General features: G+C 75.2%; 15 protein-coding genes. 7 read left to right on the top strand and 8 right to left on the bottom strand.

Annotated elements, in window-relative coordinates; translation table 11 throughout:
• Window positions 1-227: 227 nt before the first annotated feature.
• From IPO09_00670 to IPO09_00660, 3 genes are all read right to left on the bottom strand, one after another.
• Window positions 228-1,946 (bottom strand): hypothetical protein, encoded by a 1,719-nt coding sequence (locus IPO09_00670; protein ID MBK9515864.1) that lies wholly within the window; start codon window positions 1,944-1,946, stop codon window positions 228-230.
• Between the two features lie 197 nt (window positions 1,947-2,143).
• On the bottom strand, window positions 2,144-2,326 hold the full coding sequence (locus IPO09_00665) for a hypothetical protein (protein ID MBK9515863.1): 183 nt from the start codon (window positions 2,324-2,326) through the stop codon (window positions 2,144-2,146).
• A 358-nt stretch (window positions 2,327-2,684) separates the two neighbouring features.
• Complete coding sequence (locus tag IPO09_00660; protein MBK9515862.1) at window positions 2,685-4,106, bottom strand: sigma-54-dependent Fis family transcriptional regulator; 1,422 nt, start codon at window positions 4,104-4,106, stop codon at window positions 2,685-2,687.
• Window positions 4,107-4,426: 320 nt separating this feature from the next.
• On the opposite strand from IPO09_00660, the gene IPO09_00655 reads away from it, so the two are divergent.
• From IPO09_00655 to IPO09_00645, 3 genes are all read left to right on the top strand, one after another.
• A complete protein-coding gene (locus IPO09_00655; GenBank protein ID MBK9515861.1) occupies window positions 4,427-4,942 on the top strand; it encodes a transcriptional repressor in 516 nt (171 codons plus the stop codon).
• Window positions 4,939-7,173, top strand: a complete 2,235-nt coding sequence (gene katG, locus IPO09_00650) for a catalase/peroxidase HPI (GenBank protein MBK9515860.1) — start codon at window positions 4,939-4,941, stop codon at window positions 7,171-7,173. Before IPO09_00655 ends, katG begins: the two co-directional genes overlap by 4 nt.
• Before the next feature lie 396 nt (window positions 7,174-7,569).
• A complete protein-coding gene (locus IPO09_00645) occupies window positions 7,570-8,862 on the top strand; it encodes a hypothetical protein (protein ID MBK9515859.1) in 1,293 nt (430 codons plus the stop codon).
• Window positions 8,863-8,920: 58 nt separating this feature from the next.
• Here IPO09_00645 and IPO09_00640 read toward each other — a convergent pair whose 3' ends face one another.
• Window positions 8,921-9,790 carry a hypothetical protein gene (locus IPO09_00640; GenBank protein ID MBK9515858.1) on the bottom strand — a complete coding sequence of 290 codons (870 nt, stop codon included), beginning with the start codon at window positions 9,788-9,790 and terminating at the stop codon, window positions 8,921-8,923.
• 133 nt (window positions 9,791-9,923) lie between these two features.
• Between IPO09_00640 and IPO09_00635 the strand changes: the two genes are divergently transcribed.
• The 4 genes from IPO09_00635 (at window position 9,924) to IPO09_00620 (ending at window position 13,885) form a co-directional block, all read left to right on the top strand.
• A complete protein-coding gene (locus IPO09_00635) occupies window positions 9,924-10,517 on the top strand; it encodes a hypothetical protein (protein MBK9515857.1) in 594 nt (197 codons plus the stop codon).
• 205 nt (window positions 10,518-10,722) lie between these two features.
• Complete coding sequence (locus IPO09_00630; protein ID MBK9515856.1) at window positions 10,723-13,080, top strand: VWA domain-containing protein; 2,358 nt, start codon at window positions 10,723-10,725, stop codon at window positions 13,078-13,080.
• Window positions 13,077-13,655, top strand: a complete 579-nt coding sequence (locus IPO09_00625) for a hypothetical protein (protein ID MBK9515855.1) — start codon at window positions 13,077-13,079, stop codon at window positions 13,653-13,655. The genes IPO09_00630 and IPO09_00625 overlap by 4 nt, the downstream gene beginning before the upstream one ends.
• Window positions 13,652-13,885 carry a hypothetical protein gene (locus IPO09_00620; GenBank protein ID MBK9515854.1) on the top strand — a complete coding sequence of 78 codons (234 nt, stop codon included), beginning with the start codon at window positions 13,652-13,654 and terminating at the stop codon, window positions 13,883-13,885. The genes IPO09_00625 and IPO09_00620 overlap by 4 nt, the downstream gene beginning before the upstream one ends.
• Window positions 13,886-13,898: 13 nt before the next feature.
• On the opposite strand, the gene IPO09_00615 is transcribed toward IPO09_00620, so the two are convergent.
• From IPO09_00615 to IPO09_00600, 4 genes are all read right to left on the bottom strand, one after another.
• A complete protein-coding gene (locus IPO09_00615) occupies window positions 13,899-15,752 on the bottom strand; it encodes a response regulator (protein MBK9515853.1) in 1,854 nt (617 codons plus the stop codon).
• Window positions 15,749-16,963, bottom strand: a complete 1,215-nt coding sequence (locus tag IPO09_00610; protein MBK9515852.1) for an FIST C-terminal domain-containing protein — start codon at window positions 16,961-16,963, stop codon at window positions 15,749-15,751. Before IPO09_00610 ends, IPO09_00615 begins: the two co-directional genes overlap by 4 nt.
• A gap of 153 nt (window positions 16,964-17,116) precedes the next feature.
• The gene (locus IPO09_00605; GenBank protein ID MBK9515851.1) at window positions 17,117-18,622 is read right to left on the bottom strand and encodes an AAA family ATPase; all 1,506 of its coding nucleotides are present in this window, start codon (window positions 18,620-18,622) and stop codon (window positions 17,117-17,119) included.
• A 36-nt stretch (window positions 18,623-18,658) separates the two neighbouring features.
• Window positions 18,659-19,030, bottom strand: a complete 372-nt coding sequence (locus IPO09_00600; protein ID MBK9515850.1) for a hypothetical protein — start codon at window positions 19,028-19,030, stop codon at window positions 18,659-18,661.
• Window positions 19,031-19,080 lie beyond the last annotated feature (50 nt).

The following is a 19,080-nucleotide window of genomic DNA, read 5'->3' as shown; positions in this document are numbered from 1 at the left end:
CTGGTTGCACCGCTGGCAGGTGCCCCCGCAGGCGGTGCTGCAGCAGACCGAGTCGACGCAGTTTCCGGACTGGCAGGCGCTCGAGATCACGCAGGCCGACCCGGTGGGCAGGATCGGCACGCACTGGTTCGCCGAGCCGCAGGTGAAGCCCGGGGAACAGTCCCCTGCCGTGGCGCAGGCCGTCCGGCACAGCCCGGTCGCCGGGTTGCAGAGGAAGGCGCCGCAGCTCACCGGGCCCGGCGCCACGCACTGGCCCGCCCCGCTGCAGAGCGACTCGGGAAGCGACGCGCCCCCTTGGCAGGTGGCGGCGGCGCAGACGGTCGTGGACGGCAGCGGCGCGTGGGTGCAGCCCGCGGGCGACACACAGAAGTCGACCGTGCAGAGCTGCCCATCGTCGCAGATGAGCGGCGTTCCGGCGGTGCAGCCAGTCTGGGGGTTGCACGTCTCGACCCCGTTGGGTTGCACGTCTCGAACCCGTTGCAGGGGTTGGAGTCGTCGCAGAGGACGGGCGAGTGGGCACAGCCGGTGGCGGGGTCGCAGGACTCGGCGGTGCAGGCGTTGCCGTCGTCGCAGCTGACGGCCAGGTGCGCGCAGGCGCCAGTGGCCGGGTTGCAGACGTCGGTCGTGCAGGCGCTGACGTCGTCACAGCTCCGGGGGACGTGGACGCACCCCGAGGGCATGCTGCAGGAGTCGTCCGTGCAGGCGTTCCCGTCGCCGCAGGAGAGCGGCGCGGCCGGGACGCAGCCGTCCAGCGGGCTGCACGTCTCGACGCCGTTGCAGACGTCGGCGTCGTCGCAGACGACCGGCGTGCCCGGGACACATCCCATCAGCGGGTCGCACGCCTCCACGCCCGTGCAGAAGTTCCCGTCGTCGCAGGCGGGCGGCGTCCCCGAGACACATCCCGCCAGCGGGTCGCACGCCTCCGCGCCGGTGCAGAGGTTCCCGTCGTCGCAGGCGAGCGGCGTCCCCGGGACACATCCCGCCAGCGGGTCGCACGCCTCCACGCCCGTGCAGAGATTCCCGTCGTCGCACGTCAGGGGCGTGGCGGTGCAGCCCGTGATCGCGTCGCACGCGTCGGTGGTGCAGGCGTTCCCGTCGTCGCAGACGACGGGTGTGGACCGGCACCCCGTCACGGCGTCGCAGGCATCTGCGGTGCAGGCGTTCCCGTCGTCGCAGATGCCGGAGGCGCCGCCGCCGCACAGCCCCGTGGTGCACCGGTCCGGTCCGGTGCAGAGGTTCCCGTCGTCGCAGGCGGCCCCGTCTTCGGCCGCCACCAGGTGGCACCCGTCCGCGGGATCGCAGCTCGCCACCTGGCAGGGGCCGGCCGGGCAGGTGACCGGCGAGCCGAGGCAGCCCCCGTCCGCGTCGCAGGCGTCGCCCGCGGTGCAGGCGTCGGCGTCGGCGCAGGCCGACCCCGCTGGCTTGAGGTCGAACTGGCAGCCGCTGGACGGGTCACAGCTGATCGCCGAGTAGCACCCCGGGTTCCCGGGAGGGGTGCAGGCGGCCTGCGCGATGGCGGCGCAGGCGCCGGACTCGTCGCAGGCGTCGTCGACGGTGCAGGCGTTGCCGTCCTCGCACGGGGTGCCCGCCGTCCGCCGGTCCTGCTGACACCCCGCCGTCGGATCGCACCTCGGCGCACCCCAGCACTGGTCGTTCGCCGGCGGAGGGCACACGACCGGGGCGCCGCCCCGGCAGGTGCCGGCCGTGCAGGCGTCACCCGTCGTGCAGGCGCTCCCGTCGTCGCAGGGGGCGGCGTTGGCGGCGTGCTGGCACGCGCCGGCCACGCAGCCATCGTCGGTGCACGGGTTCGAGTCGTCGCAGGAGAGCCCCGCGCACAGGTCGATGGGGGGCTCGCTCGAGCCCGAGCCCGAGCAGCCGGAGAGCGCGAGGAGGAGCACGGCCACCGCGACGGGGGCGAGGGCGGCGCGCTGCAGGGTGCGGGACATGGCGGGCCTCGGGGAGGGCGGGGGGCCGGGGGAAGCGGGAGGCAGGCCGAACCTGCCCGAGCGTTCGACCTGGTTTCACCGGCAGGTCGGCACCCAGGGTACACCACCGCCGCCGCGCGGAGCGGTGGCCCTCGGCACCTCGCGGATCCCGCGCCGCTCCAGGTCGCCTCGTCAGGTCCACGCACCGGGCCCACGACTCAGGGCCGCGGGACCGGGGGGAAGTGGGTGGTCAGCGTCTCGGCCAGCACCAGCAGGAACATCCCGAGCCAGAAGGCCGCCAGCATGCCGGCCATGCGGAAGCGCTCCCCGCTGGCCCCCAGGAGGAGGCTGCCGCCGACCAGCACGGCCGGGGCGACGACCGGCAGGAGGAGGACACCCACGACGCAGCACCTCACCAGAGCGACCGCCCACTGGGGCGGCGCCAGCTGCACCGCCGGTCCACGACACCCCGCTCCGTGTTCGAACATCATGGTGACCCCGCTCGACGCCCCGCGGCATCAACCGGAGACACAGCAACCGGCGCGCCAAAGACCCGCGGGCCGAAGGTGCCGAGGAACCTGAAGGTCTGGCGAGCCGGCCCGGACGCGGCGCTGGCCAGGATCCGTGCAGTGCCTCAACCTGCCGGAATTCCCTGGCCGGGGCTGCCAAGATCCTTGGCACCCCTCGGGCCGCTCCGGCCGGCCGGCGGAAGCACGCCCCGCCGGTGCAGGCCAGGCCCGGGTGGCACCTCGTGGGGCGCTAGCGGTGGCCGGCCGGCAGGGGCCGCGGGTGGGCGACCCCGGCCGCCGCTGCGGGGTCGTGCTCGCCGCCGAGCCGCTTCAGCTTCGACAGCAGCCCCATCCGCGAGATCCCGAGGATGCGGGCGGCGGCGCTCCGGTTGCCGCTGGTGTAGTCGACGACGGCCAGGATGTGCTCGGACTCCATGTCGGCCAGCGTGCGACGCACCCCCGGAGGCGACGCGCCGCCCGCCCGCGGTGCCGCGGCGCGCAGCGGCGCCGGCAGCGCGTGCAGCCCGAGCGTGTCGCTGGTCTCCAGCACCACGGCGCTGGCGATGGCGTTCTCGAGCTCACGGACGTTGCCTGGGAAGCGGTAGGTGTCCAGGGCCAGCAGCGCGTCGGCGGCGATGGACGTGAGGTGGGAGCTGCCACCGTGGCGGTCCAGGAAGTAGTGGGCCAGCAGCTCCACGTCCCCTGGCCGCTGCCGCAGCGGGGGCAGCTCCACGACGCTGACGTCGAGCCGGTAGTAGAGGTCGCTGCGGAAGCGACCGGCCGCGATCTCCCGCTCCAGGTCCTTGTTCGTGGCGGCGACGACGCGCACGTCGGCGGCCCGCGCCCTGGTGGAGCCCACCCGGTGGTACTCGCCGCTCTGCAGGGCGCGGAGCAGCTTGGCCTGGACCTGCGGCTCGACGTCGCCGATCTCGTCGAGGAAGAGCGTCCCGCCGTGGGCCTCCTCGAAGAGCCCCCTGGCGGTGCTGTCGGCGCCGGTGAAGGCGCCTCGCTCGTGGCCGAAGAACTGGGAGTCGAAGAGCCCCGCCGCGAAGGCGGCCGCGCTGACCGACACGAAGGGGTGGCTGGACCGGGACGAGAGCCGGTGAATGGCCTGGGCCACCAGCTCCTTTCCGGTGCCGCTCTCGCCGCGGATGAGGACCGTGTTGGCGCTCTGGGCGATCCGCTGGACCTCGGAGAGGGTCTGCATCAGGTGTCGGTCCTGGGTGACGAAGTCCTTGAACGCCTCCTTGAAGAGCACGCCGTGCGGCCCGCCCCGGGCATGCCCCCCTCCGGCCCCGCTGCGCCTCCGGCCGCGCTCCAGCGCGCGATCCAGGCTGGCGATGAGGCGCCCACCGTAGACCGGCTTGCAGAGGTAGTCCGCGGCCCCAAGCCGCATCGTCTCGACGGCCTGCTCGACGGTGGCGGCGCTCGTGAAGGCCACCACCTCCAGGTCCGGGTGCTCCTGCCGCGCCTGGCTCAGCAGCTCCATGCAGGCCTGGCCTGGCAGGTCGAGGTCGAGGAGGAGCAGGTCGAACCCGCCCGCCGCGAGGGCGCGGTGCGCCTGGGGGGCGTCGCTCGCCACCTCGACCTCGAACCGGCGGGACGCGGCGAGGAGGGCCCTGAGCCGCTCGAGCTCCCCCTCGTCGGCGTCGCTGACCAGGATCCGGCACATGTGTCGTTGCTCCCCCGACCGCCGCCAGCCGACGCCGGCCCGTGACCGCCGATCTTTGCCCGGTCCCACCTTACGCTCGGAGGCCTCGGACGCGAACGCGCCGCCTGGCCCACTGGATGCGACGTCTCGCCACGCCTCACCGCCACGCGCCGGGCCGGTCCGCCGGCTCCAGCACGGCCCAGGCGGCGGGCCCGTGGTGGACGGCGCAGGCGCAGCGAAGGTCGGCCGCCCTGATCCGTCGAGCAGGCGGGGCGAGGGCTTGACGCCGCCACATGCTGTTGGTAGATTCCTATCTGCGTATTATTCTTAGTTAGGAGTCCATGAGCATCAAATCCCACGCCCAGCTCGAGCGGCGGCTCGCGCACCTCGAGGCCGTCGCCAGGAAGGCGGGCGTCAAGCTCACCCACCAGCGCCTCGAGATCTTCAAGGAGCTGGCGTCGACCGGGACGCATCCGGACGCCGACTCCATCTACCGGGCGGTGCGGCAGCGGCTGCCCACCGTGTCGCTCGACACGGTGTACCGGACGCTGTGGATGCTCCAGGACCTCGGGCTGGTCACGACCCTGGGCCCGCAGCGGGACAGGGTCCGGTTCGACGCCAACCTCGAGCACCACCACCACTTCGTCTGCGTCCGGTGCGGCCTGGTCCGCGACTTCGAGAGCCAGGCCCTGGCGCGGCTTCCCCTCCCGGCGAGCGTCACCGCCCTCGGCCGCGTCCACGACGCCCACGTCGAGGTGCGCGGCACGTGCGGGGCCTGCCAGAAGGCCGCGCCCGCGCCGGGCCCGGCGCGTTCGGCTTCAGCACGACAGGTCAGTCCAATCAGGAGCAAGCCATGAGCGACCCGAAGCAGAGCCCGCCCGCCGCACCGACCTCCCCCGAGACCGAGACAACCGGCAGGTGCCCGGTGAATCACGGCGCCAACGCGGCCGGCGCCGGGCGCACCAACCGCGACTGGTGGCCGGACCAGCTGAACCTCTCGATCCTGCACCAGCACTCGGCGCTGTCGGACCCCATGGGCGAGGGCTTCGACTACGCCGCCGAGTTCGCGCGCCTCGACTACCAGGCCCTCAAGCGAGACCTGCGCGCGTTGATGACGGACTCGCAGGACTGGTGGCCCGCCGACTGGGGCCACTACGGCGGCCTGTTCATCCGCATGGCCTGGCACAGCGCCGGCACCTACCGGATCTCGGACGGGCGCGGCGGCGGCGGATCCGGCAACCAGCGCTTCGCGCCGCTCAACAGCTGGCCGGACAACGGCAACCTCGACAAGGCGCGCCGGCTGCTGTGGCCCATCAAGCAGAGGTACGGCCGCCGGATCTCCTGGGCCGATCTCATGATCCTCGCCGGCAACGCCGCGCTCGAGTCCATGGGCTTCAGGACCTTCGGCTTCGGCGGCGGGCGCGCCGACATCTGGGAGCCGCAGGAGGACGTCAACTGGGGCACCGAGCGGACCTGGCTCGGCGACGAGCGCTACAGCGGGGACCGCCAGCTCGCCAACCCGCTCGGCGCGGTGCAGATGGGGCTGATCTACGTGAACCCCGAGGGCCCGAACGGAGTCCCCGACCCCGTGGGCTCGGGGCGCGACGTGCGCGAGACCTTCGCCCGCATGGCCATGAACGACGAGGAGACCGTGGCGCTGGTGGCCGGCGGCCACACCTTCGGCAAGGCGCACGGCGCCGGCGCAACCGCGCTGGTCGGCCGCGAGCCCGAGGGCGCGCCCATCGAGGAGCAGGGGCTCGGCTGGAGGAACGCCCTCGGCACCGGCGCGGGCGCCCACACCACCACCAGCGGCATCGAGGGGGCGTGGAAGCCGCACCCGACCAGGTGGGACAACGGCTACTTCGACATGCTGTTCGGCTACGAGTGGGAGCTCGTCAAGAGCCCGGCCGGCGCCCACCAGTGGCGGGCCAAGGACTGCAGGCCCGAGCACCTGATCCCCGACGCGCACGATCCCTCGAAGAAGCACCCGCCGATGATGACCACGGCCGACCTGTCGCTGCGCTTCGACCCGGCCTACGAGAAGATCTCCCGCCGCTTCCACCGGGACCCGCAGGCCTTCGCCGACGCCTTCGCCCGCGCCTGGTTCAAGCTGACCCACCGTGACATGGGGCCGAGGGCCCGATACCTCGGCCCCGAGGTCCCGAAGGAGGAGCTCCTCTGGCAGGATCCGGTGCCGGCCGTCGACCACCCGCTCGTCGGCGCGGAGGACGTCCGCGCGCTCGAGGCCAGGGTCCTGGCCTCGGGGCTCACGGTCTCCGAGCTGGTGGCGACGGCGTGGGCGTCGGCCTCCACCTTCCGCGGCTCGGACAAGCGCGGCGGCGCGAACGGGGCGCGCCTCCGCCTGGCGCCGCAGAAGGACTGGGAGGTCAACCAGCCCGCCCAGCTCGCCAAGGTCCTCGGCGTGCTCGAGCGCCTCCAGGGCGAGTTCAACGCGGCGCAGGCGGGCGGCACGCGGATCTCGCTCGCCGACCTCATCGTCCTGGCCGGCGGCGCGGCCGTGAAGCAGGCGGCCCTGGACGCGGGCCAGGCGGTGGAGGTGCCCTTCACGCCGGGGCGGACGGACGCCTCGCAGGCGCAGACCGACGTCGAGTCGTTCGCGGTGCTCGAGCCGGTGGCGGACGGCTTCCGCAACTTCCAGCGGCCCGGCGTCCAGGGGGCGCCGGAGGCCATGCTGGTGGACCGGGCGCAGCTCCTGACCCTGACCGCGCCCGAGCTGACGGTCCTCGTCGGCGGGCTGCGCGCGCTCGGCGCCAACGCCGGCGGGGCGCGGCACGGCGTCTTCACGCGGCGCCCGGGCCTGCTCACCAACGACTTCTTCGTCAACCTGCTCGACATGCGGACGGCCTGGGCGCCCTCCCCGGGTGACGCCGGCGTGTACGAGGGCCGCGACCGGGCCACCGGCGAGCTCCGGTGGACGGCCACCCGGGTCGACCTCGTCTTCGGCTCCAGCTCGCAGCTCCGGGCGCTCGCCGAGGTCTACGGGAGCGCCGACGCCGGGCCGAAGCTGGTGCGTGACTTCGTGGCGGCCTGGGTGAAGGTGATGAACCTCGGCCGCTACGATCTCTGACCTGGCGCCTGGGCCGACCTCCTCGCAGAGGCACCGTGTCGCGGCGCCGTGCCGACCCATCCGGCGTGGGGTGGTCGCTCCGGCGCCCCGAGGCCACCAGGGGCCAGCCCGGGCCGAGGTCCCTGAGCATCACCAGGGTCTCGCCCGCGGGCGCGACCGCAGCCTCCGGCGTGGCGCCACGGGGGCCCCGGCGTGACCGGGGGGTCAGGCGTTGCCACGCTCGAGGCCCGGCCGGTCGCTGGCCCAGTCGAGACGGAGCTGACCGTCCCTCACTCCCTGTGGTCCGCCCCACCCTCCCCGCCGGGGGCGCGACGGTCACAGGCCCGCTGGAGCAGGCCGAAGGCTAGGCTCCTCCATGGACGGTCGGTATCATTGGCCTGTTCGAGGGGGCTCGGCATGCAACCGTACGTGCAGTCGTTCCTGCGAGAGCCGCGCGAGCGGGGACGGCGAGTGGTCATCTTCCTCGCCGCCTTCGTGGTGCTCGCCTACCTCCCGCTCGACGCCCACGTCCGGCAAGGACCCTTCCTCGACCTGGTGCTCCTCCGCGTCGGCTGGGCCGCCATGCTCGTGGCCATTGGCCTCGTCCAGCCGCGGCTCGGGCCGTCCGGCTGGGATCGGCTCATCCTGCTCGGGGCCGCCGCCTCGAGCGCCTGCTACGTCGCCATCGTGGCGCTGGCCGGCGGACTGGCCACGCCCCAGGCGGTCTGGCTGCCGGTGATGCCGCTCGCCACGGTCCTGCTGGCGTGGGAGCGCTACCGCGCCGTCGGACTGAGCGGCCTCGTCACGCTGGCCGGCACCGTCGCGCTGGCGCTCTGGCAAGGGCATGGGGTCGCCATCTGGATCGGCCTGGTGGCCGGGACGATCTGCCTGGCCATCGGGACCTCCCTCGCCTTCCTGCGCGTGCAGCTCGACGAGGCCGCCGCGGTGACCTCCCGCGACGAGGCCCAGGCCCGGCTCCTCGAGAGCGAGCGCGGCCGGCAGCGCGCCGAGCGGCTCGCCGTGGCCGGGCGGCTGGCGGCCAGCGTGGCGCACGCCGTCAACAGCCCGCTCGCCGCGGTGAAGTCGAACCTCCACCAGCTCGCCGAACGGGCGGGCACCGGCGCCGTGGAGGCCGGGGAGCGGGCCGAGGTGGTGGCGGACACGACCCTGGCCGTGGACCAGATCACCCGCATCGTCGGCGCCCTGCGCATCTTCTCGCAGGACGAGTGGACGGCCCCGTCCCTGGCCTGCCCGGTGGCCCCGGCCGTGGCCGAGGCGCTCCGCGAGGCCGGCCGGCTGCTGCCGTCCGGCGTGGCCTGGCGCACCGACGTGGAGCCTGGGCTGCCGCCCGTCTCGGCGGGCGAGGCCCTCCTCACGCAGGTGCTGGTGGGGGTGCTCGTGAGCGCCGGGGACGGCGACCGCCCTGGCCGGCCGCGGCAGGTCTCACTCGAGGCGCGCCGCGACCTCGCCGGCGTGCGCCTCGACGTGGTGGACGACGGCCCGGCCTTCCCGGCGGTGGTGCTGGCCGCGCTCCTCGACGTCCGCGCCGCCACCTGGACGCCCGGACGCGGCGTCGGGCTCGGCCTGGCCCGCGAGCTGCTCTCGCTCGAGGGCGGCCGGCTGGACGTGGAGAGCCGGGCCGAGGGCGGGGTTCGCCACCGGCTCTGGCTGCCGGTCGCTGGCATGGCCCCGGTCCCCCCGCCCAGCTAGGACCCGCCGGAGTGCTCCAGCCCGCACGAGGCGGACCACGCGTGCACCCTGTGGTGCGTCACGGGAAGTAGAGGACGGGGTCCCTGGTGCCCACCAGGCTGGCGGCCGGCTGCGGGTCCTTGTGGTAGCTGAAGGTCGTGGCGGTGGCCGAGCCGCAGGTCGGATCGCCGCTGCAGCACTCCTCCCTCCAGAGCTCGACGCCGGCCTCGCTGGCCGAGGCGTCGGCCTGGGTGAGGAGGCGGCGGGCGGCCTCCGCCGGGGAGGCGCGGACCTCGGCGTCGAGGAAGGCCATGTGGTTGGGGAGCCAGCCCGGATTCTCCAGGGTGAGGTCGACCCTGACGGAGTGACCGGCCGGCGCCATGGCCGCGTGGGGGCGGGCGACGAACGTGAGGTCCTCCGGACGGTCCGGGAAGAAGAGCACGTCGGCCCAGTTGGCCTGGCCCATGACCAGGCTGGGCGCCTGGATCCGTGACAGCTCGTGGTAGCGGAGCAGGTCCCCCGAGCCGTCCAGGCTGACGACGGCGGTGAAGCGCGGGTCCGCCGGGGTCGCCTGGCAGAAGGCTGCGACCTCCTCGGGGGTGGCCCCGTCGGTGATGCCGAACGCACCGCAGGGCTCGTCGTCGCCGCCCAGCAGCGCCAGGGCGGTGTAGCCGCCGAAGGAGTGGCCGGCCGCCACCACCCGCCGCGGGTCGATGGCGCCGTGGAGCAGGTCGCCGGCCGCCCCGCTCCGGCCGAGCAGCTCGGTGAAGGCGAAGGAGAGGTCCCGCGGCCGGCGGTGGATGGCGGCCAGGAACCCGTCGAACCCCGAGTCGAGCCACTGCAGCTCGTTGAAGGGCTCCACCACGGCCACCACGTGGCCGTGGCTCGCCAGCCGGGTGCCCAGGAACAGGGAGGCGTCGCCGTACACCGTCGCGCCGGGGGAGACCATGACCAGCGGGAAGGGGCCCTGGGCCGCAGCCGCCGCTGGCGTGCCGACCTCACCAGCTCGAGGACGACCAGGTGGTGACCTGTGCCCCGGCGGACGCCTTGTCCGCGCCCGGCGGCTCCTCTACGATCACCAGGTGTCCCTGTCATCCCGCCGTCCCGCGGCGCGCGCCAGCGCGGCCCGCGACATGCTCGATGCGACCGAGGCGTACCGGTCCGGCACGCGGAGCGCCATCCGCTCCGGCATACCGTCCGCCTCGCTCGAGGCCATCGACGGGCTGGCCAGCAGCTCCTGGCTGGAGTGGGAGCACGATCGCTGGTTGATGGACCGGACCATGGCGGTGCTGGGCCGGCAGGACGCCGTCGCCTGCTGGCGCGCGGCCATGGGGCGCCTGGCGGAGCGACCGCTCCTCAGGAGCTTCTTGCAGCCCGCGCTGAGGCTCTTCCTCGGCAAGCCGGGCCAGGTGGTCGGGCTCATCCCCAAGGGGTGGAACCTCGCCTACCGCGACTTCTGCCTGCCCAGCTTCCGGCGCACCGGCCCCGGAGCGGCCGAGCTCCACTTCGACCAGGTCGCTCCCGAGGCCTTCGAGGCCGAGGGATACCTCCATTGCTGGTACGCCGTCTCCATGGGCGTCTTCGACCTGGAGAAGGCGCCCGGGGCGCGAGGGGGGTTCGACATCGATCGCCCGCAGGCGCGGGCGGTGGTCACCTTCGGCTGGGACGAGCGGTAGGGGAGGAGCAGCGGGGCCGGGGGGGCGGCCCCCGGGTCGCCGCGCCGACGAGACAGCCGCTCCGTCCGATCCTGGCCTCATGGAAGAACGTGAATGATCTCGGGCGCATCGGCCCTTGGCTGGCCGCTCCTCTTTCCGGCACTGTCACCAGACCGCTCCCCCCGGCGTTGACCGGGTGAACGCTGCACCTCGGGAGGAGCCACCCATGAGCCACGCCGCCGCCGTCCTCGCCACGCCGCCCTCGAACCCCTCTGCCGGAGGCCGGCTGGTCACCGCCGACGGCCGCCCCCTGCCGCTCACCGGCACCCGCCTGACCGCCCACGCCGCCGGCGGCCTCTGCCGCGTGCTGCTCCAGCAGCGCTTCCACAACCCGCACGCCGAGCCGCTCCGCGTCACCTACCTCTTCCCCCTGCCGCACGACGGCGCGGTGAGCGGCTTCGCCTTCACGATCGGGGGCCGCCGGGTGGTGGGCGAGGTGGACCGGCTGAAGGCTGCCCGCGACCGGTTCGAGCAGGCCATCCTGGAGGGGAAGACGGCCGGCCTCCTCGAGCAGGTGCGCGGCAGCGTCTTCACGCAGGAGCTCGGCAACGTGCCGCCAGGCGCCGAGGTGGTGGCCGAGATCACGGTCGACCAGCGGCTGGCCTGGCTGCCCGAAGGGGCGTGGGAGTGGCGCTTCCCCACCGCCGTGGCGCCCCGCTACCAGGGCGCGCCGGGGCGGGTGGCCGACGCCGACCGGCTGCAGGTGGAGGTGGCCGAGGGCGGGGTGCCGGTGCGGCTCACCCTCTCGCTGGAGGTGGCCGACCCGCTGGCCGAGGGCGGCACCCTCTCCTCCCCGACCCACGCGCTGCGCCTCGGCCACGGCGGGGCCGGCCTCACCGCCGCGCTCGCGGCGGCCGGGGGCGCGCCGCTCGACCGCGACGTCGCCATCCGCTGGCCGGTGGCGGCGAGGCAGGTCGGGGCTTCGCTCCAGGCGGCGCTCGCCGCGCCGGGCTCGCGGCTGGCCGGCCGGGCCTTCGGCCTCCTCACGCTGGTCCCGCCGCGCCCCGAGGCGGTGCGGGCGGTGGCGCGGGATCTCATCGTGCTCCTCGACACCTCCGGCTCGATGTCCGGCCAGCCGCTCGACATGGCGCGCCAGGTGGTCGCGGCGCTCGTCGAGTCGCTCGGCGACGAGGACCGGCTGGAGCTCATCGAGTTCTCCGACGCGCCGCGCCGCTGGAAGCGGGGACCGGGGGCCGCGACCGCGAGGGCGCGCCAGGAGGCGCTCGCCTGGCTGGCGGGGCTCCGGGCCGGCGGCTGCACCGAGATGGGCCAGGCGCTCCTCGAGGCGCTGGCGCCGCTCCGCGAGGACGCCCAGCGCCAGGTGATCCTGGTGACCGACGGGCAGATCTCCTTCGAGGACGAGATCATGCGGACGCTCCTCCATCGGCTGCCGCCCGCCTCGCGCCTCCACGCGGTGGCGGTGGGCGACGCGGTCAACCGCTCGCTGACCGGCCCGGCAGCCCGCGCCGGGCGCGGCGTCGAGGTGGTCATCGGCCTCGACGAGCCCTCCGAGGTGGCGGCGGCGCGGCTGCTGGCTCGCACCGTGGCGCCGGTGGTGACCGGTCTCACCCTCTCCGGCCCCGCCCTCCGGGCTGGCGTGGCCCACGCCCCCGACCTCTTCGCCGGCGCGCCGGCGCTCCTGCCGGTGGAGCTCGACCCAGACGGCGGGGCGCTCACCGTGCGCGGCCGGACCGCCGGCGGCGAGTTCACGTGGACGGTGCAGGTCGCTGCGGCCGAGCCAGCCACCCGGGCCGGCGCGCTCTCCGCCCTCTACGCCCGCGAGCAGGTGGAGGCGCTCGAGCTCGAGCGAACCATCGCCAGCGACGCGAAAGCGGTGGACCGGCAGGTCGAGGCGCTCGGCCTCCAGTTCCAGATCTCGACGCGACTGACCTCCTGGGTGGCGATCTCCGGCGAGGTCACGGTGGACCCGCGCGACCCGACCCGTCACGAGGTGATGCCGCAGGCGCTGCCGCACGGGCTGTCGGTGGTGGGGCTGGGGCTCAGGGCCTGCGCGCCGGCTTCGTTGGTCCACCCGCCGCTGGCCAGCCTGTCGTTCGCCGCGCCCTCCCCGACGACGCGCCCCCTGGAGGCCGACGAGGAGGAGCTCGGGCTGCGCGGCCCGAGCCGGAGCGTCCTCCGGGATTCGCCCCCTCGCCACCGCTCGCCTTCGGCCGGGTTCCGGGAGCGTCCGCCTGCCGCCGCGCCGTCGGGCACCGCTGCCCCCTTCACGCTCCACGCCCGGCTCGTCCTGCGCCGGGGGCGCCGGCTCACCTTCGAGGTGGTGGTGCCGGACGGCGGCCTCGCCTGGGACGCCGGCGCCGTGGCAGGGCTCCTCACCGCGCTCGGGCTGGTGCAGGCCGTGGTGGTCTCCGCCGCCACCACCGCCCCCGGCCACCTGGCCGCCGGCACGCTGGCGCGGCTCACCCTGACGCTCGAGCCGCAGCCGGGCGATCCCGCGGTCCTCCGCATCATCCTGGCGAGCGGCCTCGCCCTCGATGTCGAGCCTCGGCCCAGCGCGCCGTGAACGACCTCGACCTCCACCTCCCGGCCATCGCCGCCGGCGACCGGACCGCCTTCGCGGCCTGGCTCGCCGGCGCCGAGCGGCCGCTGCGGGACGCCCTGCGCAGCTTCGCGGCCCGGGTGGACGTCGAGGCGGTGCTCCAGGAGGCGCTGCTGCGCGCCTGGCAGCTCGCGCCGCGCCTCGCGCCCGACGGCCGCCCCAACGCGCTCCTGCGCTTCACCTTCCAGGCCGCCCGCAACCTCGCGCTCGACGGCCTGCGGCGGCGGCGCCGCGAGGAGCCTCCCGGCGACGAGGAGGCCTTCGTGCGCCTGCTCGACCGGCTGGCCGACGAGGGCCCGGCCCTCCCCGACCCGTTCCTGCGCCGGCTCATCCTGGCCTGCCTCGACCTCCTCCCGCCCCAGCCGCGCGCCGCGCTCCTGGCCCGCCATACCGGCGGCGGCGCCGAGCCCGACCGGACGCTGGCCGCGGGCCTGCGGATGCAGCTCAACACCTTCCTCAAGAACGTCGGGCGGGCGCGGGCGGCCATGGCCGACTGCCTCCGCTCGAAGGGCATCGACCTCCCGCAGGAGCGGCCATGACCGACCCCACGACACGCCAGCTCCTGGTGGAGGCGGCGACCGGCGCCTGGCGCCCGCGCCGGGCCGACGGCGGCATCGGCTCCCTGCCGCAGTGGCACGACCTGGACGACGACGGCCGGCGCGAGGCCTTCGAGGCGGCCCGCCTCGCCCGGCACCTCGAGGCCGCGCTCGACCCGGACGGCCTCTCCACCACGGCCCGCGCCGTGCTCGCCAGGCTGGCCGAGGGCTGATCCTTCGCGTCGCCTACCCGCCGTCCTGGGGCCTGTCCCCGGACGCGGCCGGTCGACCCGGACGGCGGGCGAGCACCGCCCGCAGCTGCCTGCGGAGCGTCTCGAGCTCATAGGGCTTCTGCACGATGCCGTCCGGCGGTTCCTCCCGGAAGCGCGCCGCGACCTCCTCCTGGGCGTGGCCGCTCGCGATCACCACGCACGCGCCGGGGTCCAGGGTCCGCAGCCGGCGGAAGGTCTCCACGCCGTCGAGGTGGGGCATGGTGAGGTCGAGGAGCACGAGCCGGATCCGGCCAGCGCTCCGCTGGTAGAGCTCGACCCCCTCGGCGCCGCCCGGGGCCTCGAGCACCTCGAACCCCAGCAGGCGCAGGAGCCGCCCCGCCGCCCGCCGGACCGCCGGCTCGTCGTCCACCACCAGGGCCAGCCCTTCGCCGGTCCAGTGGCCGGGCCCAGGCGCGGCCGCCTCCCCCGGGGCCGGCGCCACCTCACCGGGCTCGGCGGGGACGAGCACGCGGAAGCGGGAGCCGCGGCCCGGCGCGCTCTCCACCTCGATGGCGCCGCCGAGCTGGCGGACGATGCCGAGCACCGCCGACAGGCCGAGCCCGCGGCCGGCGAACTTGCTGCTGTAGAAGGGCTCGAAGATGCGGCGCTGGGTTTCCTGGTCCATCCCGCAGCCGGTGTCCGTCACCTCCAGCACCAGGTGGCGTCCCGCCGGGAGCGCCTCCCCCAGCAGGGCCTGCCGCAGCCGCTCCGGGCCGGCCCACTCGGCGCCGACCCGGACGGTGACGGTCCCGGCCCCCTCGCCCACCGCCTCGGCGGCGTTGATGACCAGGTTCAGCACCACCTGCTGGAGCCGGGCCGGGCTGCCACGCAGCAGCGGGAGCCCAGCCGCCGCCTCGACCGTGAGCTCGAGCCGGTGCGACACCGAGGAGCGGAGGAGCTGGGCCATGTCCCGCACCAGGTTCCCGAGGTCGATGGGCTCGGTCGCCAGGGGCGCCCGGCCGGCGTAGGCCAGCATCTGCTGGCAGAGGCTGGCCGCGGTCCGGGCGGCGGCCTCGACGTCGGCCAGGCAGGCCTCCGCGGCGACCTCCTCGGGCGCCTCGGCCCGCAGGACCATCACGTTGCCCAGGATGGCGGTGAGCAGGTTGTTGAAGTCGTGGGCGATCCCGCCCGCCAGGACGCCCAGGCTCTCCAGCCGCTGGGCCTGCTCGACCTGCCGCTCCAGCTGGCGCCGCTCCTCCTCGCCTCGCTTCAGGTCGGTCACGTCCAGCGTGAAGCCGCCGAGGCGGGCGGCGCCATCCCCCCGCGGGATGACGAACTTGTAGCTGGTCCAGCTCCGCCCGCCGAAGGCCTCCTCGAAGCGCGCCGCGCGGCCGCTGCCCAGGACCTGGAGGTCGTCCCGCGTCACCTGGGTGGCGAAGGGCTCGGGGAAGCTCTGGGCGTTGGTGCGGCCCACCAGCGCCGCCGGGTCCAGCCCCAGGCTGGTGCGGAAGCCCTCGTTGGCGAAGACCACCGCGGTGTCCGCCTCCTTGATGTAGGCCAGCCCGGGGAAGTTGCTCATGAAGGAGCGGAACACCTCCTCGCTGGACCGCAGCGCGACCTCGGCTCGCTCGCGCTCGGCGACCTCCCGGCTCAGGTGCGCGTTGGCCGCCGAGAGCTCGGCGGTGCGCGCCGCCACCCGCTGCTCCAGCTCGTCCCTGACCTGCTCCAGCTCCCGCTCGGCCCGCTGGGCCCGCGCCAGGAGCAGCGAGAGGGCCTCCCCCTCGCGGAGCCGGAGCCGGCCGGCCTCCTCGGCGATGCGCCGGTAGTGCTCGGCCTCGCGCCTGGCGGCCTGCAGCGCGTCGGGCGGTTCGGGCGGCTGGCCGCTCATGGCCCGCGCTCGCCGATCAGGAGCAGGACGCCGGTCCAGTCGAGCCCGCGGCTGGCGCCCTGGATCGGGGCCACCTCCACGCCGGAGTAGAAGCCCAGCAGGGGGATGCCCGCCCGGGTCATCACGGCCTGGACCTCGGCCGCCTCCTCCGTGACCGTCCCGGAGGCGATGGCCGCGCGCCCGGCGCAGTCGATGTAGAGGGCGAACTCCGGCCGGCCGCCCTCGCGGCGCATGCGCGCCACCGCCGCCTCGCTGCCGGCCCGGGCCGACTCGAGCATGAGCCCAGGATCGCGCAGCATGAACAACACCTCGGCGCCGGCCTCGAGATCCGGCTCGAAGAGCCCCACCGCCAGGCCGTCGGGCATGACCCCGGTGATGAGCCGGTTGACGTAGCCGTCCTCGCCGGGCCGGTGGTGGGGCTCGCCGTGGCGCACGCCGAGGGTGAGCCGATGGACCGGCCGCTGGGTGCGCCAGTCGGCGGAGCCGTAGAGCTCGTCGACGACCGCGGCGGCGGGGCGGCCGTCGATCTCGTGGACGACGCACCCCGTCACGCGGGTGAGCACGTGAGGGACGCCGTCCATGGGCGTGCACCCGTGCATCACCTGCACGGTGGTGCGCGCCGACGGCGGGAGCAGCGCCCCCACCGCGAGCTGCTGCCCCGCCGAGGCGCCGCCGAACTGCCAGGTCGGGGAGAAGGCGAAGTCGCCCAGCAGGCCGGCGCCGACCACCATGGGACAGCCCGGCAGCCCCTCGGCCAGGCCGGCGATCAGCGGCCGGGAGGCGTTCATGACGGGCGGCGCCGAGGCGGTCGGCGGCGTGTGGATCGAGTCGTAGAAGAGCAGGAGGGCGGGCGAGCCGTCCGCGCCGGCCCCGGCCAGCGCCCGTCCGAGCCGGCGCCCGGTCTCGCGCTCGGCCCCCGCGAGCCCCTCGATGGCCGCCAGGCCCAGGAGCGGCGCCCCCAGCTCCAGCACGGCGACCCCCGCCGGATGGCCGGCGTAGGCGAGCTGGTCCTGGGCGATCACGCCGATGGCCGAGCCGCCCAGGATGGGCGCCCGCGGGCCGACGGCGGCGCGGACCCCGGCGTGGAAGGCCTGGGCGTCGAGCGAGCCGCCGCAGAAGGCCAGGACCAGGTCCGGCGCCGTGACGCCACCGCTGCTCATCGCCTCGGCGGCGGCCAGGCGCCCCGCGTCGAGCGCGGCCGGCGCGTTCACGAATCCGACTCCGACCCTCATCCCACCCACCCCCGGCCCGACGACGGGTTCGCCAAGTCTCCGACGCATCGTGCCACAGCGCCGCGGCGCGCGCCCAATCGAAGCCGGTGCCGGAGGCCACGCGGTCGAGGAGGGGTGGCGACCGCGGCGGCGTCACCCCTGGCCGGGCGTCTCCGGGACCGACGGCAGGACCAGGGGCCCCCCGGGCACCAGCGGGGTGGGCAGCCCGCTGAGGACGGCGCGCAGCCCGCGGAAGGCGCCGCCCACCACCACGCCGCCCTCGCCGACCACCATGCGCCGCACCTCGCTGGCGTGCCGCACGCCGCGCGCCTTCAGGACGGCGATGGCGCGGTCGAGCTGGCCGTCCTGCTCCAGGTACTTGAGCTGGATGACGTTGTCGGCCGCGAAGGAGACGCCGTGCCCGGAGAGCTGGGCTGCCCCGAGCACCTCGGCCACCTCCATGTTCAGGGCGAGGGTGACGCCCAGCGCGCGGAAGTGCTTGGTGAGCGCGTAGACCAGCTCCTTGAAGCGTCGGGGGGACGTGACGCCGAGCTCCAGGCTGGTGAGGCTGTCCAGGAGCGCCCGCCGGGCGCCGACCCGCTCGACCTGCTGGCGCGCCAGGTGGAGGAAGGCGTCGGTGGAGAGCTCCACCGGCGAGACGTAGCAGATGGTGAAGAGGCCTCGTCGCTCCAGCTCCGCCAGGTCCCAGCCGAAGCCCTGGGCGATGCCGCGGAGCTGGTCGGGGGTCTCCTCGAGGGTGAAGTGGACGACCGGCTCGCCGCGCCGCGCCCCGTCGAGGAGGAGGTGCAGCCCGAGGAGCGTCTTGCCGGTGCCGGTGGCGCCCATGACCACCGTCGAGCTGGAGCGGGGCAGGCCGCCGCCGAGCATGTCGTCGAGCCCGGCGATGCCGGTGGGGGCGCGCTCGCCGGCGGGGACGGCGGCGGCCGGATCGCCGGCGTCGGGCGCGCGCACCCGGGGGAAGAAGGCCAGCCCGTCGGCGCCGATCTCGAAGAAGTGGCGGCCGGTGACGCAGGCGGCGCCGCGCAGCTTGAGGACCTCCACCGCCCGGACCGCGGTCAGCTCCTCGCGCTGGGTGGAGAAGCGGAGGATGCCGTCGGCGATGGCGAACTCGGGGAAGGTGGCGACCTCGTCCGGCGTGTACTCGCCGACGAAGAGGGCGGCCGCGCCCCAGCCCGACAGGTGGACCGCCAGGTCGTAGACGAAGGTGCGGATGGCCGCCGGGTCGCCAGCGAGCTCGCGCAGCGCCTTGAAGCTGTCGATGACCAGCAGGGCCGGCTCCTCGGCCTCGACGCGCGCGGTGATGGCCTGGATCACGTCGCCCGGGTGGCGCCCGCGCACCACCTTGCCCAGGTCCACGAAGCTCACCCGCTCGCCGATGGCCTCGCCTTCGAAGAAGGAGAACTGCTGCATGTAGTGCAGCAGCTTGGGCGACGGCTCGGAGAGCGTCGTGAAGTAGAGGCACTTCCGCCCCTGCCGGGCCAGGTGGAAGACCATCTGCAGCGAGAAGAGGGTCTTCCCGGAGCCCGGCTCGCCGGCCACGATGGTCAGGGAGCGGGCCGGCACGCCGCCGCCGAGGATGCGGTCGAAGGTGGGGCTCCCGGTCGGGAGGCGCTCCAGGGGCGGTGGGAGCTGCGGCAACGGGTTCCTGTCTGCGAGCGCGGGCCCGCGGTGGCGCTAGGAGGCGAGGGCCACCCAGTGCTGCAGCTCCGGGACCCGGGCGAGGTGGCGCTGCGCGATCGGCCCGATCGACTCCTGGAGCAGCGGCTGGAGCTCGCCGGCCAGCGCCCGCAGTGCCACCGACGGCCCCCTGGTCCGGTGGAAGGAGGGCGGCACCGCGTAGGTGAACTGGTCGTCGACCTGGTCGAAGGTCAGCTGCCCCAGCTCCTGGGCGAGGGGCAGGGCGCGGCGGGCGGCGCGGTGGAGGATGGTGGCGGTGGCGGCGGTGCCGAGCAGATCGGCCAGCTCGTCCCAGAGCCGGGTGAAGAGGGCCGAGGTCTGCAGGCCGGCCGCGGGGTCGCCGTCACGCACGACCGTGAGTTTGCGCAAGACTCCTCCTCTCGAGCGGATGGTCGAGCTCCGACGCCTCCATCCTAATC

It is taken from the genome of Anaeromyxobacter sp. (assembly GCA_016718565.1).
Lineage (GTDB): Bacteria > Myxococcota > Myxococcia > Myxococcales > Anaeromyxobacteraceae > JADKCZ01.
The sequence above is the reverse complement of the archived record's forward strand: the minus strand, read 5'-3'. Positions and strand labels throughout refer to the sequence as shown.

Coding starts and splice junctions, on each gene's coding strand:
- IPO09_00630 (MBK9515856.1), top strand. CDS start 10,723: ATGAGCCACGCCGCCGCCGTCCTCGCCACGCCGCCCTCGAACCCCTCT.
- IPO09_00640 (MBK9515858.1), bottom strand. CDS start 9,790: ATGGTCTCCCCCGGCGCGACGGTGTACGGCGACGCCTCCCTGTTCCTG.
- IPO09_00645 (MBK9515859.1), top strand. CDS start 7,570: ATGCAACCGTACGTGCAGTCGTTCCTGCGAGAGCCGCGCGAGCGGGGA.
- IPO09_00670 (MBK9515864.1), bottom strand. CDS start 1,946: ATGTCCCGCACCCTGCAGCGCGCCGCCCTCGCCCCCGTCGCGGTGGCC.
- IPO09_00620 (MBK9515854.1), top strand. CDS start 13,652: ATGACCGACCCCACGACACGCCAGCTCCTGGTGGAGGCGGCGACCGGC.
- IPO09_00655 (MBK9515861.1), top strand. CDS start 4,427: ATGAGCATCAAATCCCACGCCCAGCTCGAGCGGCGGCTCGCGCACCTC.
- IPO09_00660 (MBK9515862.1), bottom strand. CDS start 4,106: ATGTGCCGGATCCTGGTCAGCGACGCCGACGAGGGGGAGCTCGAGCGG.
- katG (MBK9515860.1), top strand. CDS start 4,939: ATGAGCGACCCGAAGCAGAGCCCGCCCGCCGCACCGACCTCCCCCGAG.
- IPO09_00615 (MBK9515853.1), bottom strand. CDS start 15,752: ATGAGCGGCCAGCCGCCCGAACCGCCCGACGCGCTGCAGGCCGCCAGG.